At 45.2% G+C, this 17072-nt stretch carries 15 protein-coding genes; 11 read left to right on the top strand and 4 right to left on the bottom strand.

What is annotated here, in order from left to right; genetic code table 11:
- Positions 1–7 precede the first annotated feature (7 nt).
- From def to D1Z90_RS04070, 7 genes are all read left to right on the top strand, one after another.
- Positions 8–517: a peptide deformylase gene (def, locus tag D1Z90_RS04100; protein WP_119909464.1), complete on the top strand. Its 510-nt coding sequence runs from the start codon at positions 8–10 to the stop codon at positions 515–517.
- Between the two features lie 19 nt (positions 518–536).
- Positions 537–1472 carry a methionyl-tRNA formyltransferase gene (gene fmt, locus D1Z90_RS04095; RefSeq protein WP_119909463.1) on the top strand — a complete coding sequence of 312 codons (936 nt, stop codon included), beginning with the start codon at positions 537–539 and terminating at the stop codon, positions 1470–1472.
- Positions 1465–2769: a 16S rRNA (cytosine(967)-C(5))-methyltransferase RsmB gene (gene rsmB, locus D1Z90_RS04090; RefSeq protein WP_119909462.1), complete on the top strand. Its 1305-nt coding sequence runs from the start codon at positions 1465–1467 to the stop codon at positions 2767–2769. The genes fmt and rsmB overlap by 8 nt, the downstream gene beginning before the upstream one ends.
- A gap of 54 nt (positions 2770–2823) precedes the next feature.
- Positions 2824–4200, top strand: coding sequence for a Trk system potassium transporter TrkA (gene trkA, locus D1Z90_RS04085; protein ID WP_119909461.1), 1377 nt, complete (start codon positions 2824–2826; stop codon positions 4198–4200).
- An 18-nt stretch (positions 4201–4218) separates the two neighbouring features.
- Positions 4219–5664: a TrkH family potassium uptake protein gene (locus D1Z90_RS04080; RefSeq protein ID WP_119909460.1), complete on the top strand. Its 1446-nt coding sequence runs from the start codon at positions 4219–4221 to the stop codon at positions 5662–5664.
- A 1-nt stretch (position 5665) separates the two neighbouring features.
- Positions 5666–6391 carry a glycerophosphodiester phosphodiesterase family protein gene (locus D1Z90_RS04075; RefSeq protein ID WP_119909459.1) on the top strand — a complete coding sequence of 242 codons (726 nt, stop codon included), beginning with the start codon at positions 5666–5668 and terminating at the stop codon, positions 6389–6391.
- Positions 6392–6495: 104 nt separating this feature from the next.
- On the top strand, positions 6496–6675 hold the full coding sequence (locus tag D1Z90_RS04070) for a hypothetical protein (protein WP_119909458.1): 180 nt from the start codon (positions 6496–6498) through the stop codon (positions 6673–6675).
- Here the strand turns inward: D1Z90_RS04070 and rmuC are convergent.
- The 3 genes from rmuC to D1Z90_RS04055 are packed head-to-tail and all read right to left on the bottom strand — an operon-like array spanning position 6666 to position 8691.
- On the bottom strand, positions 6666–8069 hold the full coding sequence (gene rmuC, locus D1Z90_RS04065) for a DNA recombination protein RmuC (protein WP_119909457.1): 1404 nt from the start codon (positions 8067–8069) through the stop codon (positions 6666–6668). The genes D1Z90_RS04070 and rmuC overlap by 10 nt on opposite strands.
- 2 nt (positions 8070–8071) lie before the next feature.
- Positions 8072–8305 (bottom strand): hypothetical protein, encoded by a 234-nt coding sequence (locus D1Z90_RS04060; protein WP_119909456.1) that lies wholly within the window; start codon positions 8303–8305, stop codon positions 8072–8074.
- A 2-nt stretch (positions 8306–8307) separates the two neighbouring features.
- Positions 8308–8691: a SirB2 family protein gene (locus tag D1Z90_RS04055; RefSeq protein ID WP_119909455.1), complete on the bottom strand. Its 384-nt coding sequence runs from the start codon at positions 8689–8691 to the stop codon at positions 8308–8310.
- 172 nt (positions 8692–8863) lie between these two features.
- On the opposite strand from D1Z90_RS04055, the gene D1Z90_RS04050 reads away from it, so the two are divergent.
- From D1Z90_RS04050 to D1Z90_RS04040, 3 genes are all read left to right on the top strand, one after another.
- Positions 8864–9076 (top strand): hypothetical protein, encoded by a 213-nt coding sequence (locus tag D1Z90_RS04050; RefSeq protein ID WP_119909454.1) that lies wholly within the window; start codon positions 8864–8866, stop codon positions 9074–9076.
- A 383-nt stretch (positions 9077–9459) separates the two neighbouring features.
- Complete coding sequence (locus D1Z90_RS04045) at positions 9460–10515, top strand: sensor histidine kinase (protein ID WP_119909453.1); 1056 nt, start codon at positions 9460–9462, stop codon at positions 10513–10515.
- A complete protein-coding gene (locus D1Z90_RS04040) occupies positions 10505–11281 on the top strand; it encodes a LytR/AlgR family response regulator transcription factor (RefSeq protein WP_119909452.1) in 777 nt (258 codons plus the stop codon). Before D1Z90_RS04045 ends, D1Z90_RS04040 begins: the two co-directional genes overlap by 11 nt.
- A 13-nt stretch (positions 11282–11294) precedes the next feature.
- Here D1Z90_RS04040 and D1Z90_RS04035 read toward each other — a convergent pair whose 3' ends face one another.
- On the bottom strand, positions 11295–12215 hold the full coding sequence (locus D1Z90_RS04035; protein WP_119909451.1) for a LysR family transcriptional regulator: 921 nt from the start codon (positions 12213–12215) through the stop codon (positions 11295–11297).
- 121 nt (positions 12216–12336) lie between these two features.
- Here D1Z90_RS04035 and D1Z90_RS04030 point away from each other — a divergent pair, with 121 nt between their 5' ends.
- Positions 12337–16902, top strand: a complete 4566-nt coding sequence (locus D1Z90_RS04030) for an ATP-binding protein (protein ID WP_119909450.1) — start codon at positions 12337–12339, stop codon at positions 16900–16902.
- Positions 16903–17072: the final 170 nt, after the last annotated feature.

The following is a 17072-nucleotide window of genomic DNA, read 5'->3' as shown; positions in this document are numbered from 1 at the left end:
TAATAACATGGCTTTGCTCGAAGTATTGCATTTTCCAGACGAACGTCTAAGAACAGTTGCTAAACCTGTAGCCCAGGTCACACCAGAAATCAAACAGATCGTTGAAGATATGTTTGAAACCATGTACCAAGAAGAAGGTATTGGCCTGGCCGCAACCCAAGTAAATATTCACCAACGCATCGTTGTGATTGATGTCTCAGAAGACAGAAATGAGCGATTAGTATTAATCAACCCAGAAATTGTTGAAACCTCTGGCATTGAGAAAATGGAAGAGGGCTGTTTATCCGTTCCAGAAACCCGTGCAGAGGTACAACGTGCCGATCATATTAAAGTGCGCGCGTTAAACATTGACGGAGAAGAATTTGAGTTTGAAACTGGCGACTTGCTCGCGGTATGTATTCAACATGAATTAGATCATCTAAATGGCAAGCTTTTCATCGACTATTTATCGCCTTTAAAGCGTCAGCGTATTAAAGCGAAATTAGAAAAAGCTCAGCGACTTGCTCGTAAATCTTAAGCTAAGGTGACCTAGCGCCATGAAAATTATCTTTGCAGGCACGCCCGACTTCGCGGCGCGCCACCTTGCGTCTTTGGTGGCTGCTAAGCACCAAGTAGTTGCGGTATATACTCAACCCGACCGCCCTGCAGGCCGCGGCAAAAAGCTCACGCCAAGTGCTGTTAAAAGCCTTGCTCTTGAACACGATATTCCTGTGTATCAGCCTGAGAACTTCAAGTCAGACGACGCTAAAGAGGCGCTGGCCGATTTAAATGCTGACCTAATGATAGTCGTGGCCTACGGCTTATTACTGCCTCAAGATGTACTCGACACTCCAAAGCTTGGTTGTATTAATGTACACGGCTCCCTACTGCCTCGCTGGCGTGGCGCGGCACCGATTCAACGCGCCATTTGGGCCGGAGATGAAGCAACTGGGGTGACCATTATGCAAATGGATATCGGCTTAGATACCGGCGCCATGCTGCATAAAGCCAGTTTACCCATTGCTGCCGATGATACCAGTGCCAGTATGTATCAAAAGCTTGCTGAACTTGGGCCGCAAGCCCTACTGGACACCTTGGATAAAATGGCACAAAACCAGTTAATCGCAGAGCCTCAAGACGATAACCAGGCCAACTATGCGAAAAAACTCAGTAAAGAAGAAGCGCAAATTAACTGGCAAGACGATGCGGCATTTATTGAACGATGCATACGCGCTTTCAATCCTTGGCCTTGTTCTTTCTTTCAATGCGAAGGGAACAATATCAAGGTATGGCAGAGTCAAGTAACAGAGGGCACAACTGATGCCAATCCCGGCACCATTTTGAGCGCAGATAAACAGGGTATTCAAGTGGCAACCGGCAATGGCATACTAAACCTGCGAACAATACAAGTACCGGGTAAAAAAGCGATGGCGGTAAAAGATGTACTTAACGCTAAAAAAGAATGGTTTGCGGTAGGAAAACAGCTTGGCTAATCAAAATGTTCGCGGCACTGCGGCTATCGTGCTTAATAAAGTAGTTGAACAAGGTGAGTCTCTTAATACCGCCTTACCTGCTGCTCAGCAGCTGGTTGCTCCAAAAGACAAAGCTCTGTTACAAGAGCTGTGTTACGGCGTATTACGCTGGTTACCTCGGCTTGATTTTTTTGCCAAGCAATTGATGGATAAACCGTTAACCGGTAAAAAGCGTCCATTGCACTTTTTGGTCTTGGTTGGCATCTATCAAATTCTGTACACTCGGATCCCTGCCCATGCGGCAGTCGCAGATACGGTAAATGGCATCAAAACCTTAAAAGCGCCTGGCCTTAAAGGGTTAGTCAACGCGGTGCTGCGTAATTTTCAACGTCAACAGGATGAGTTAATTGCGGCTGCCAGCGACAAGCCCAGCCTAGTGTTTTGCCACCCTAACTGGCTTATCAAACGCTTACAGCATGACTACCCCGCTCAATATGAAGCGATTTTAGCGGCAGCGAACGAGCGCTCTCCTATGTGGTTAAGAGTTAACCAGCAAAGACATAGCACCGCAGAATACCAAGCCCTTTTAGCAGAACAAGACATTGTCAGTGACGTTAGCGCAATTTCTCCCCACGCCTTGATGTTAGAAAAACCGACCGACGTCAGCAAACTCCCAAGCTTTATGCAAGGTGATGCTTCCGTGCAAGATGCAGCGGCACAAATGGCGGCGAGCTTGCTGGCCCCCCAAGCCAACGAGCGTATTCTTGATGCCTGCGCAGCGCCCGGCGGTAAAACCGCTCACCTGCTAGAAATACAGCCCGGCATTAGCCATTTAACAGCCGTCGATTTTGATGCTAAACGGCTTGAGCGGGTGCAACAGAACTTAGATCGCATTGGACTCCACGCAGAGTTGATCCATGGCGACGCGAGCCAACCTAACGATTGGTGGGATCAACAACTGTTTGACCGCATCTTACTGGACGCCCCGTGTAGTGCAACGGGCGTTATCCGCCGGCATCCGGATATAAAATGGTTACGCCGTGACAGCGACATTATTGAGCTAAGCAAATTACAACAGGCAATATTACAGGCGAACTGGCAATTACTTAAACCTGGTGGCACCTTGTTGTACGCTACTTGTTCGGTTCTGGCGATTGAGAACGTAGAACAAATTAGGGCTTTCTTAGCGGCAACCCCTGACGCAAGCTTAGTTCCTATCAATAGTGAAGATACGCCAGAACACCCTGGTTGGCAGATATTACCAGGACAAGATAATATGGACGGCTTTTATTACGCTCGCTTACGTAAAAGCTTGTAACAATATAAAAATGCCGTAGAGGGTTTTACGGCAAAGACATAACCTGAGGTTATCATGAAGATCATCATCCTAGGTGCAGGCCAAGTAGGCGGAACACTGGCAGAGAACTTAGTGGGCGAGAACAACGACATCACCATTGTTGACCAAGATGATGAGAGCCTCAGAGATTTACAAGATAAATTTGATTTACGGGTAGTACAAGGCCACGCCGCCCACCCTCACGTATTGCGTCAAGCTGGTGCAGAAGACGCCGACATGTTAGTGGCCGTAACCAATGCCGATGAAACCAATATGGCGGCTTGTCAAATTGCTTATAGCCTGTTTAACACGCCGAACAAAATTGCCCGGATCCGCTCAGCAGCCTTACTCAAAGAAAAAGATCGTCTATTTAATAACGATAATGTTCCCATTGACCACCTTATCGCGCCAGAGCAACTCGTCACAGACTATATTAAACGCTTAATTGATTATCCAGGCGCATTGCAGGTGGTTGATTTTGCAGAAGGTAAAGTGGGATTGGTCGGTTTAAAAGCTTATTACGGTGGACCCTTAGTGGGTAACGCGCTTGCCGCTCTCAAGCAACATATGCCAAACATTGAAACCCGTGTCGCGGCCATCTTTCGTCAAGGCAAAGCCATCCGCCCTCAAGGGACAACCATAATAGAGGCGGATGATGAAGTTTTTTTTGTTGCGGCTGACGCTCATATTCGAGCGGTGATGAGCGAACTGCAAAAACTTGAAAAACCTTACCATAGGATCATGATCGTCGGCGGTGGTAACATTGGTGCAGGCCTGGCGAGAGCGTTAGAGAAAAACTACAGTGTAAAACTGATTGAGCGTAACTATAAACGCGCAGAGCGTCTGTCAGAGGTATTAAGCAACACCATTGTATTTAGTGGCGATGCTTCCGACCACGAACTGCTAGCGGAAGAGCATATCGACCAAACCGACGTTTTTATAGCCGTAACTAATGACGATGAAGCGAATATCATGTCAGCAATGCTAGCAAAACAGCTTGGCGCCAAAAAAGTCATGGTATTGATTCAACGCGGCGCTTACGTCGATTTAGTGCAAGGTGGGCCCATTGACATTGCCATTTCACCGCAACAAGCGACTATTTCAGCCCTCTTAACCCATGTACGTAAGGCTGACCTTGCGAATGTATATTCACTCAGGCGAGGCGCAGCGGAAGCGATTGAAGCCATCGCTCACGGCGATAAAATCACCTCTAAAGTCGTCGGGAGAAAAATCAGTGAGCTTAAGTTACCGCCGGGTACCACGATTGGCGCAATAGTGCGTGGTGAAGAAGTGCTCATTGCACATGATAATACCGAGATAGAACAAGACGACCATGTAGTGATGTTCTTAGTGAATAAGAAGTTTATTCCTGAAGTTGAGAAGCTGTTCCAACCTAGTCCATTCTTCCTATAAGTTATAGGCTTTTGCCCTATGCTAAATTACAAACCGCTATTGTTCGTAACAGGGCTAGTGCTGTCTAAGTTGGCCCTGTTTATGTACATTCCCATGTTGATGGCTTTTGCTACCGCCGGCCCTGGAAGCATGGAGTTTTTGCAATCAATCGTGATCACTCACTGCGTTGCATTCATTTGTTTGCATCTAGGCCGAGTATCCGAGTTTCGCCTAGGCGTGCGAGAAATGTTTCTGCTCACGACCTCAGTCTGGTTAATCGGTAGCGCCTTCGCCGCTTTACCTTTTATGCTAATCGAGCATATCAGTTACACCGATGCCTTTTTTGAAACTATGTCTGGGATCACGACGACTGGCAGTACGGTACTGAGCGGCCTTGATAATATGGCTCACAGTATTCTTATTTGGCGCTCCATTCTACAATGGATAGGCGGCATAGGTTTTATCGTCATGGGGGTGGCCATTTTGCCATTTCTCAATGTCGGCGGCATGCGTTTATTCCAAACAGAGTCTTCAGAATGGTCAGACAAAAGTACCCCTAAAACACGCCAGTTAGCCGGCCAAATTGTCAAAGTATACCTGCTCTTAACCCTGCTTTGTTTCTTCGGTTTTCTAGCGGCAGATATGACCACATTTGAAGCCATTAATCATGCTATGACGACCTTATCTACCGGAGGCTACTCCACCTCCGATGCGTCTATGTCGCACTTTTCTGCCGCCGCGCACTGGAATGCTAGTCTGTTTATGTTTCTTGGCGGTTTGCCTTTTTTACTCCTTATTCAAGCCTTAAAAAAACAGCAAAGTAAATTAATATGGCAAGACGCTCAAGTCATTGGCTTTAGTAAGCTGGTTATCGTAACAAGCTTAGTGGTGGCATTTTTTCTGTGGCAACAAGGCCATTTCAGCCCCGTGGATGCGTTAAGGATCAGCGTATTTAATGTCATCTCCGTAATTACAACAACGGGCTATGGCTTGTCAGATTTTAGCCAGTGGGGCCACTTAAGCAGCGTGATTTTCTTTTTCTTGCTATTTTGCGGAGCTTGTTCGGGCTCAACCTCTGGCGGAATCAAGATTTTCCGCTTTCAAATCGCCGCTGCTTTATTGAAAAAGCAGAGCATGCAATTATTACATCCTCGTGGTGTTTTTCCACAGAATTACAACCGACGCCGAGTCAGTGATGCCATCATACGGTCATTGATCGCCTTCATACTGGCGTACTTTATGACTATCCTCATTACGGCGGTAATTCTCGCGTGTTTAGGGTCGAACATAACAGTATCATTGACAGGCGCCATTACCGCTGTTTCAAACGTTGGTCCTGGAATTGGCCCGGAGATTGGTCCATCTGGTAACTTTGCCGATCTTCCAAATACGTCGAAGTGGGTGCTAAGCTTTGCTATGTTAATGGGAAGATTAGAGATCCTTACCGTAGCAGTATTATTTTTCCCGGCATTTTGGCGCACATAATATGACGACAACTTTGCAATTACCGCGTTTAATTGGCCACCGAGGCGTCAAACACTTAGCGCCAGAAAATACCTTGGCCAGCCTGAGTTTAGCTGCAAAACTCGGTTTGTCATGGGTTGAAATCGACGTTTGTGAATGTGGCACAGGGGAATTAGTCGTCAGCCACGACGATACATTGTCCCGCTGCAGCAATGGTGAAGGCAAGTTGTTAGATTTGAGCCTGGCACAATTAAAGCAACTCGACTTTGGCAGCTGGTTTGACCCTAAATACCAAGGCCAACGCATTCCCACCTTGGTAGAAGCATTACGCTATATTGATAGCCTTAAGCTGAGCCTTAACCTTGAATTAAAAACCTACGATTGCGATCCTGCGTACATTGCAGCGCAAGCTTTGCATGCAGTAAAAGTAAGCGGTTTCTCGCAGCAGTTGATCATCAGTAGTTTTTGCCATGAAACCTTGCACTATCTGCGTCAATTCGACCAGAAGATAGCGATCGGAGCGCTATTTGAAATTATACCTTCTGGCTGGCAGGGGATTATGGAGGAACTAAGAGCCGTTACTTTGCATTGCAATGCAGACTTGATCGTGGAAGATCGCGAACAAGACGTGCTGGAACACGGTTATCCGATTCTATGTTACACCGTGAATGATCTCGCTGATGCCCTGAAACTTTGGCGTTTGGGCGTAACCAGCATATTTACCGACAACCCAATTATTTATAATTAATATAAATTAAACGTTTTGTCACAGACATGCTTAGCAATTTTTGGTACAAATAGGCCACACGATGCCTGGATGCATCGAAAATATAACTACAAAGAAGTATTTGCATGAAGCAATTATTAATCGTTTTCTCTCTCGTATTAGCGCTTAACCCGGTGAGTTTACTCTACGCCGAGTGTTGGTTAGTTAGCGCGCTTATCCAAAGTGATAAGTCTCCCATTGAACTAGTTAAGCGTGCCACGCCTATTGCTGAAAAAGAGACGCTACAAGCCAACAATCAACCTTGACCGGCTTGCTCTGAGCGCTTACCTAAGGCATTACTCGGGCCCAATTTGTTAGCTTCGTTGTGAGCTAATACGGCTTCAGGCAGTGGTTTGTTCACCTCTGCACCTAATTCCCTGAAATGCTCTGCTTGCTGAACTAAATTGCCACGGCCTTGACTAAATCGCTTTAGCGCTCTGTCAAAACTGGTCTGTGTTCGGTCGAGACCTTGCCCCACTTCTAATAAATCTTCGCTAAATAAACGCAATTTTTCATACAACTTGCCCGCTTTTTGCGCAATTTGACGAGAGTTATCCTCCTGTTTCTGGTAACGCCATAAATTCTCGATAGTGCGTAGTGCTATCATCAAGTTAGAGGGACTCGCTAATAGAATATTATTGTCTAACGCCAGCTTAACCAAGCTGGGGTCTTCTTGAATGGCTAATAAGAATGCCGGCTCGACCGCAATAAACAGCAGTACATAATCCAAGGTTCGAACGCCATTGAGCTTATGGTAGTCTTTTTGTCCTAAACCTTTGATGTGACCTTTTACAGACGCCACGTGCTCCGCTAACGCTTGATTTTGCAAGTTTTTGTCGTCGCTATTGAAATAGCGTTCATACGCGGTTAAAGAGACTTTAGAGTCGATGATAATGTCTTTATTCTGAGGTAAGTGCACTACAATATCAGGCTGATAACGTTTACCTGCGCCATTGGTCAGGCTTTGCTGAGCATGATATTCATATCCTTCTCTGAGACCTGAATTATCCAAAATTTGCTGCAAGATCACTTCGCCCCAACTCCCCTGCTGCTTGTTATCACCTTTTAAAGCTTGGCTTAAATTGGCGGCCTCGGTTACGATTTGCTGGTTTAACTGGGCCAATTTCTCGACTTCTACTTTTAAGCTGTGCCTTTCTTTTGCTTCAGAGTGATAGCTTTCGTTAACCTGATTTTTAAACCCTGCGATTTGTTGTTGAAGAGGATTGAGCAACAATTCTAAACTTTCTTTATTTAGCGTCTTAAACTTTGCCGTTTCCTCGGCAAAAATTCGCTGCGATAAATGTTCAAACTGTTGCTGTAATTTGCGTTCATTCTCGCTGTGTAACTGCGCTTTTTCTTCGGAGCGTTGCTTTTCATAGCTCAATTCAAGCTGACTTTCCCTGAGCCTGGCAGTAAATTTATGCAGTTGGCTCTGTTGAGATTCCAATTTAAGTTGGGCTTGCTGAAGCTGAATTTGTTGATCCTGATTGAGCTCACCAAATTGACTGACCTGTTGTTGCAATAACGCTTGCTCGGTTCGCCAGTCTTGCTGTTGCTGGTTAAGCGCTATTTTGTGGCGAAAATACTGCCAACCCAAGGCAAATATCGCCACGATGAGTAAGCCCGCTAAAATATACTCCACCTCATTAAGCTGCTGCATTATTACACCCGTCGACTCAATACGCGTTGTACTTTGACGTTGAGCCACCACCAAACTGCAACGACAGCGAGATAAATGAAGAAAATGGAGAGCTTATGCCCATTAGTTCCAGTATCTAGGTCTGTAAATTCGATCCCTGTCACTTGCATATAAGCCCAAATAACAAATGGGAAGGCTAACAAAATAACTATTTTCCACAACACACTGAGTAGCGGTAATCGGTAAGATAAATCCATCGTTACACCATCCAAGAATACAAAGATTTATTGATTGCCATGCCTAACATATATGTAAAGCAAGCCAATGCTGCAAACGCGTAAGCCCATTTCTGCCAAGGCTGCTTGGCACGCTTAATAGCAAAGCTGCCTAGCACGATATAAACCAATAACAAAAGCAGCTTTCCTGCTAACCAAGAGACTTGCCAAGGCCAAATGTGCAATTGATAACAGAGTAAACCACCTAATACGAGCAACAAGGTATCGTTGCCGTGGCAAAGCCACATGAGCCACTTTTTTTGTAACCAGTTCGGTTTTTTCACACTGAGCAAGAAACGGCCAACAAAAAGGCCTAAACTTAAGTACACCACCACCATATGGCTGTGTTTTAATATGAGGTAATCCACGACTTTACCTTATGACTCTAATGCTTATGTATATTATCAAAGTCTCTGTTTAAAATGAGGATATTACTGAAAGCGAACAATAAATTGCGAGTGATACTTCATTTTACGCTGGCTTCAAGTAAAATGCTCTAAGTGGCTGCGATTTTAGCGTCAAATTTTGGAAAGGAAGACCATGTTTAAGTTATTTGTTGTTTACCCCTTCGTTGCATTTGTGTTTATGCTCATTTTGAGCGATATGGAAGTGAGTGCCTCTTTGTATAAATTTTCAGATAACTCTGTTCACGTTCGTTTTCCACGCGCCGATTGGGCCGAAGAGCCTATATTAGAATTTACTTGGAACGCCGAGACCATTCATCAAGATGTTCGTGCTATTAATGATGAGTAGTCCGCAGATTGAACTTTAACTTGGTTAGAATGAGCTGCCATCAGGTCAACACGTGTAGCTCAGCCGCTTTACTGCATTTTAGATATCAGCTCTCGCCATTTATCCTAAACATCGCCCCGTTGTCCCGTTAAACTGCCATTTGTCGCACCCCTCTATGCAAACACATCTCAATCGTTACTATAGCCTTAGTTTTTTTGAAAACTGTTAAACAAAACTTTGAATGCCAAACACTTTGGACGCTCCCTGCAACCATCAAGTGACATCCTAGGCAAACCGCCATCACTAGTTAAGGCCCATACTAGTGATGGTTTTTTTTTAACTGTCATGTCAAAAAAATCAACCACAAATATAATAAAATAGCCTGCCACTACAGAGGCAACAATATGGAACATGTAGAGCCAACCAGCGTGCCAGCCCGACCTCGGTCTCTGCGCATTGAAGCTGTAATTATTTTGGTAATGAGCTCAATAATCGGCCTGTCTATCAATTACTTCGGAATAGGCGCACTCGAGCTTTGGAAAAACCTAGTTGTAGCCAATTGCCTTGGAGTACTTTGCTTAACTGGCTTTTACCTCATCAATCGCTATTCTCATTTATTTCTTGACCGCTTAAGCCTGGCTTGGTTGTTGAGTTTACCTATTGGTATCTTGCTAGGATTCTGGCTGCATCATTATATTTATATAAGCGATGTTAATATTGCCGGCCATACGACGGTTAACGTATTTATGCTGGCAGTTATCGTCAGCTTAGCCATTACTTGGTGGCTAGCATCGCGGTCCTCTGCCTTCAAAGTTAAAGAGCAACTCAGGCAAAGCCAACTAAAACAATCGCTGCAAGAAAAAGAGCTTATTCTTAGTCAACTGCAGTTGCTACAAAGCCAAGTTGAACCGCACTTTTTATTTAATACCTTGGCAAATTTGCAAGCTACCATTCAGGTCGATAGTAAAAAAGCTATACAACTACTTGACTTATTGACACAATTGTTAAGACAGAGCTTGAGTAGCTCGCGTAAACAAACGATCAGTTTAGAGGAAGAGCTCAACTTTATTGGCGCCTACTTAGCGATCCATAAAATACGTCTAGGAGGCCGCTTCGACTATCAAATTGATCTTGCGGACGACATCAGTCGCGATATTCAATTGCCACCATTGCTGCTGCAACCTTGGGTTGAAAACGCCATTATTTATGGTATTGAACCGTCAGAGCAAGGCGGGAACTTATATTTCACCATTAGTCGAAGCCAAAACTTATCGCAAGGCTTGAAGATAACAATTAAAGACACTGGCGGTGCTGGACGTTTTGAGCGTTTATCTGGCCTTAATATACACAATACGAAACAACGTTTGCTAAGCTTGTTCGACGGTCAAAGCTCTTGGCAGTTTAAAGAACTTAACGGCACCGGCTTTTTATTAGAGATGGAAATACCTTATGTTGACTGACGTAACCGCTATCATTGTTGATGACGAACCTTTATTGAGAATTTACCTCGATAAACTACTCGCCGATAGCTGGCCAGAACTTACCGTTGTTGGTACCGCCGCTGACGGTAAACAAGCGTTGGAATTAGTGGCCGAGCAGCAACCTGACGTCATGTTCCTCGATATCCGCATGCCGGGTATTGACGGCATTGAGGTGGCGCGACGTATCAGTAAGCAAGAAGAAAGCCCGCTGATTATCTTTACTACCGCCTATGATCAGTACGCGGTCGATGCGTTCGAACACGAAGCGGTCGATTACCTTTTAAAACCCATTTCCGAAGACCGGCTTTTGAACGCCATAGAGAAAGTAAAAAAACGTTTAACCGATAAGTCCCAAGGTGAAGACAGCGGGGCTGAGAATTTCGATAAATTATTAGAAAAGCTGGGCCGTAATGATGCGCAGTACCTCGAGTGGCTAAAAGCCAGTCGCAAAGATAATATCCATATTATCCCTATTTCAGATGTGGTGTGCTTTCATGCCGAAGATAAATACACCACAGCCATCACTAATGAAGGGGAGTTTGTCATTCGAACCCCGATTAAAGAACTGGTACAGCAACTGGATCCTCAGAGCTTTTGGCAAGTTCATCGTAGCAGCATTGTCAATGTCTCTTCCATCAAGCACGTCAATAAAGACATGACAGGCAAGATGCAAGTTCACCTGCATCAAATGAACCGGCCCGTTGCGGTCAGCCGCAGTTTCCAAAACCTGTTTAAACAGATGTAAGCGGCTTGAACCGCTATCGTTGATTTGCCATTAGCGGCGCCAGCGTTTCATGATTGGCGAAATGCTCCGCAAAAAAGTCTAAAAAGCTGGTAATTTTAGTCGCCAGCTGACGCCTGCTTGAATACACGCCGTACACCTTAATCGGTTCAATAGGGAATTCTTGCAGCACGCGTTTAAGCATGCCTGAGGACAATTCTTCACGGCAAATGGACTCTGTAAGCATTGCAATGCCAACTCCCGCTTTGGTCATTTGTTTGAGCATGGTATTGCTGTTGACCCGTACTCTGCGCTCAAACTGTACCATGGTTTTTTCAGTTCCTAGCCCAAGTGGCCAAATGGCTGATGACCTTGGAGTCCCCAACAACAAGCCTTGATGCAGGGATAAATCTTGAGGTGTCATGGGTGCGCCATGCACATTGAGATAAGTATCACTGGCCACCAAAATAGGTTGTCGCTCAATCAACACCCTCGCAATCAAATCTGAAGGCTCAAGTGGGCCATATTTGATTGCAATATCATACCCTTCGCCAATCAAACTTACCTCAGAGTCAATAAACTGTATATCTATGTCAATTTTGGGAAACTTTCGTAAAAAGCCGCTGCATAAAGTTGCCATTGCATCTTGGTTAAAAGAAACTGGCAGAGCAATGCGCAATAAACCACTGACGTCTTGATGACTATTTTCTATGGTGGCGGTGGCTTGTTCGATTTCTTTTACTATATTTGCACAATGTTGATAATACAGAGCGCCTACATGGGTTAAACTTAGGCCACGGGTATTGCGCTGCAATAATCGCACCCCGAGCAGATCTTCTAATTGTGATATTTTTCGGCTAATGGTCGATTTCGGCAAACCAGTATTACGAGAAGCTTGAGAGTACCCCTTCGCTTCCACTACCTTTGCAAAAATCGCCATTCCATTTAGATCAGTCACAGTTTTCCTTGCTGTTCCATTTTTGGAACATGCTGTTTAACACCAAAGCATAGTAACACATTTAACTTTGCTGTAGATTATGCTCACACATATATGCATATGAATAAAATAAGGATAATGTATGGCTAACAAAGCAACATCCTCGTTCCTTGAAATGACTAAAGGACCTGATCCTCTATTCGTTCAAGCAGAACACTTAGCTAAAGATTTCTCTCTCTTCCCTGATAAAAGCCTGCCATCCGTTGTTGAAAAGTTAGACGGCCTCATCGACGATGACAAGATCCAGGCGAATTTAAAAGCAATCAAAAAGCTGGATGTTGATGCCTACATCACCCGTACTGTTGAGCCTGCTGAAGACAACAAACGCCCAAGCGCAAAAGATGTCATTGCAGGGTTTAACGGTAAAGTTATCACAGAGACGAGCCAAGGGCCGTTTTACTGTGCTGAGATAGACCTAGACTTTGGCGCAGGCTTTCGCCGTGTAGGTGTTATTGCGCAAGAGCGTACGACAAATAATGGTGCGTGGATGCCTGAACATCACCACGCGGCCAGTGAAGCTATTCGTAAGTATTCAGAGATGGCACTGCCAATCGTGTACCTTATCGACACCCCAGGAGCGGATGCCGGTGAAGAGGCCAATGCTAACAACCAAGCCCATAGCATTTCACAAATGATCACTGAGTCGGCCAATGTTGACGTACCGACGGTAGGTATCATCATAGGTGTTGGTTACTCAGGTGGCGCAATTCCACTGGCGACTGCTAACATTTTATTATCGGTACGTGACGGTATCTTTAATACCATCCAGCCAAAAGGCTTGCAGAGTATTGCTCGTAAATACAACTTGTCTTGGCAAGAATGTGCCAAATTTGTTGGCGTATCACCTGAAGAGCTGTACAACAACGGCTGTATCGATGGCATTATTGATTATTCTCCAGTCGATAAAGACGAGCGTCAACGCAACCTGCAAAAAGCCATTGTATCTTCAATCTTGTCGATTGAAGGTGCTTCTATTGAATTTGTTCGCAAGTACCCGGATATTCACGAGCATTATCAGCGCAGCTTAGCGCGTTACCTAACGCCATCTAAGCACTTAAAAGAAGTAGAAAGTGCGTCTGAATTTAACCTAGCGAACAACCCAACCGTGCACAACAACGCGTTTGGTTTGGCTTACCGCTACATGCGGTATCTCACTCTGCGCTCACGCATCAGCTCTATTTCAGAAGACCAATATGGTCGCCTTTCTAAACTAGAGGTACCTGAAGGTGACCTTAAAAACCGTATCAAAGAAGACCAGCGTCGCATCTTTGAGCAATGGGTTGAATCACCTGATAAAATCAAATACGACGACCAGCTCAACAAAGACTGGAAAAACTTCACCGGCAAACGTGAAGAAATAGACACAGAGCGTAACGTTCTCACGAAGTTAATTTTGGGTGAACCAAAAGAAAACTACGAGAAAGCCAAACAAGCGTTACTATTCAACTTGAGCTTGTCTCTTTACAACCGTTGGAAATCTAGCGCAGTCAATAACTTCCGCTCACTGATTAGATTCTTATCAGACGACAGCAATGCGGAAACAGAGCAGTGGCCAGAGCTGAATGACCTGACAGTGATTGACGTCATTGTGCACAAAGAGCTGCGCCAAGACTTTATTCAAGAGTGTCGCAACATCCTGCTATTCAACGCCTTGTATGACAATGCGATTGGTAACTTGGCGTCTATCGCGAAAGAAGCGATGGACAACCAAGCCCTTTCTCGTGAGGCAGTCTCTGCACTTATGCACGAGTCATTAGACGGCGCATTAGAAAAAGTCAGTAAAAGTGGCGACACTGCAGAACAAAAAGAATCATTCAACAATTGGTTGAAGTTCTTCTTATCTCAATCTCATCGTGGCGACCTACTGTCTAAAGTAGAACAATGGAAAAGCATCGGCTTCCCGCAGCTAAACGACAGTTTGTTCGTGGTACTGACTTACTTCTTCGAACGCCTACTGCCTGAATACTACGAAACCGAAACGGACAAAGGCAGCTACAAAGGTGCCATCAACCCAATGCGTATCGGTCGTCGTAAAGACTTCTGGAACCGCTTAACCATGGGTTACCAAGACTTACTTATTCAAGGTTTGCTTCGCGAAGAAAAGCGCAAAGGTAACAAAGGTTTCGCTGATATCATCGCGAAGTTCTTTGGTAACTTCTATGAGCTTAACAGCAAGCAAATGACAGCAAACAGCTTAGACTTCCCTGGCTTTCGCCTATCAGTGGAAGACGCCCTTGACCGCAACATCAAACCGTGTGGTTTGGTAACAGGTATTGCCGATTTCGACCTAGCAGAAGGCGGCAGCCAGCGCGTCGGTATCGCGGTTTCCAATATGTCATTCCAAGCCGGTGCGTTTGATATGGCAAGTGCTGAGAAATTCTGTGCCTTGTTGGTTGAGTGTGCCAAGCAACACTTACCTGTGATTGCGTTTATCAGCTCTGGCGGCATGCAAACTAAAGAAGGTGCTTCTGCGCTATTCTCTATGGCGATTGTCAATGACCGTATCACCCGCTTTATTCGTGATAACGAGTTACCCATCGTGATGTTTGGCTACGGTGATTGTACTGGTGGTGCACAAGCAAGCTTTGTGACTCACCCACTGGTGCAAACTTACTACTTCTCGGGCACCAACATGCCGTTTGCGGGACAAATGGTGGTACCGGCTTACTTGCCATCGACGTCTACCCTGTCGAACTACTTATCAGTTAAGTCCGGCTCAATGGCGGGACTGGTGAAAAACCCGTTCTCAGACGAGATTGACACTAAACTGCGTGAAATTGACGTGGCAATGCCTATGCCAACCAGCACGGTAGAAGAAGTGATCAACCGTGCATTAGCAGGCTTTGTACCTAAGTTTGAAGTTGAACAAGGGGAACCAACGCAAGCCGATCCTGTTGCGCTGATGAAACCGGTCAAGAAAACCCTGATCCATGCTCGTGGCTGTACCGCGGTGAAACTGATCCGCAAAGCACAAGAGAATGATATCGACGTAGTATTGGTCGCTTCAGATCCAGATATGAACTCTGTACCTGCCGATATGCTACGTGAGAACGACCGCCTTGTATGTTTGGGTGGTAATACCTCAGATGAAAGTTACCTAAACGGCTACTCAGTACTGCGCGTTGCAGAGCACGAACAAGTAGATTCGCTGCACCCAGGCATTGGCTTCTTATCAGAAAGCCCACAATTTGCCAGCATGTGTGTTAACCACGGAGTGAACTTTATTGGTCCTAGCACCAAGAGCATGTCAACCATGGGTAACAAGTCGAACGCAATTAAAACAGCGCAAGACAACAATGTGCCTGTAGTACCTGGCTCGCACGGTATCCTCAGTAGCGCAGAGCAAGCAGAGGATATTGCTGAAACAATTGGTTACCCTGTGCTGTTAAAAGCGGTGAACGGCGGTGGTGGTAAAGGTATTCAAGTCGTAGAAAAGCCAGATGAAATGTACGAGCTATTCCAACGCGTAAGCGCTGAAGCCCGCGCAGCATTTGGTAACGGCGACTTATATCTAGAGAAATATGTAACGTCATTGCGCCACATCGAAGTCCAGCTACTGCGAGACAAGTTTGGTAACACTCGAGTACTCGGCTTACGTGATTGTTCGGTGCAGCGTAACAACCAAAAAGTGGTGGAAGAGTCTGGTTCTACCATGCTGCCAAAAGAGCTGGAAGATCGTTGTTACCAGTACACGGCAGACATCGCTGATGCTGTGAATTACTTTGGTGCAGGTACGGTAGAATTCATTTACGACCTTGATGCCAACGATGTTTACTTCATGGAAATGAATACTCGCCTACAGGTTGAGCATCCGGTCACAGAAGCAACTTCTGGTATTGATATCGTATCAACTCAGTACAAGATTGCTTCAGGTGAAAGCATTGAGTCAATGGAGCCTAAACCAAACGGCTACGCCATTGAAGTGCGTGTAACTGCGGAAAAAGCGGCGATTGACAACCACGGCGTGATGCAATTAGTGCCTAACCCTGGTTTAGTCACCGAATGTGTATTGCCAGAACGTGATGATGTTGAATTAATGGCGATGGTAGCTGCAGGTAAAGAGGTTTCACCTTATTATGACAGCTTAATTGCTCAAATCATTATTACAGGCAAAGATCGTGAAGATACGGTTAAGAAACTATACGACTACCTAGACTCAGTAGTAATCAAAGGTATAGCAACCAATATTCCACTATTGAAACGCATCCTGGCTGATGAAACTTTCAACCAAGGCGTATACGACACCAACTACCTGCCTAAATTAATGGCAGAGCTTGACCATGATGCATTAATCGCTGAAATGGAAGCCGCCGCTATCATTGAAGGTGGAAAACAAGCTGAGTCGGTGAAAGTAGAAGGCTCTGATGAGCTGAAAGTTATCGCTCAAAGCGCCGGTATTTTCTACACTGCGTCGTCGCCAAGTGAACCAGACTTTGTCAAAGAGGGCGACATTGTAACCGTTGATCAAACATTAGGTTTAATGGAAGCAATGAAGATGTTCTCGCAAGTCAACCTGGCCGGCTTTAACCGCAAAGACGCCGAAGTTTATCCAGCAGATAAGAAGTACAAAGTAGAGCGCATTATGAATACCAGCGGTCAGCAGGTATCAACGGGTGACTTACTGTTTATCGTCTCGCCGGTAAACTAATCCCTTGATATGATCTTCAAAAAGCACCGCTTCGGCGGTGCTTTTTTATGTCCCCTGATTTAAACCTTCCATCTGTTTGACTAACTAGCACGCTTTGCCGCATCTCAACTAGAATTAAATAACGCCAACACCAAGGCGCATTTGGTATTTGTTGAATGCTCAAGGAAGAA

Origin of the sequence: Motilimonas pumila (genome assembly GCF_003596335.1) — a bacterium.
In the GTDB taxonomy this organism is placed as follows: Bacteria; Pseudomonadota; Gammaproteobacteria; order Enterobacterales; family CBDFNC01; genus Motilimonas; species Motilimonas pumila.
Note: the sequence above shows the minus strand (reverse complement) of the source record. Positions and strands in the feature narration are given on the sequence as shown.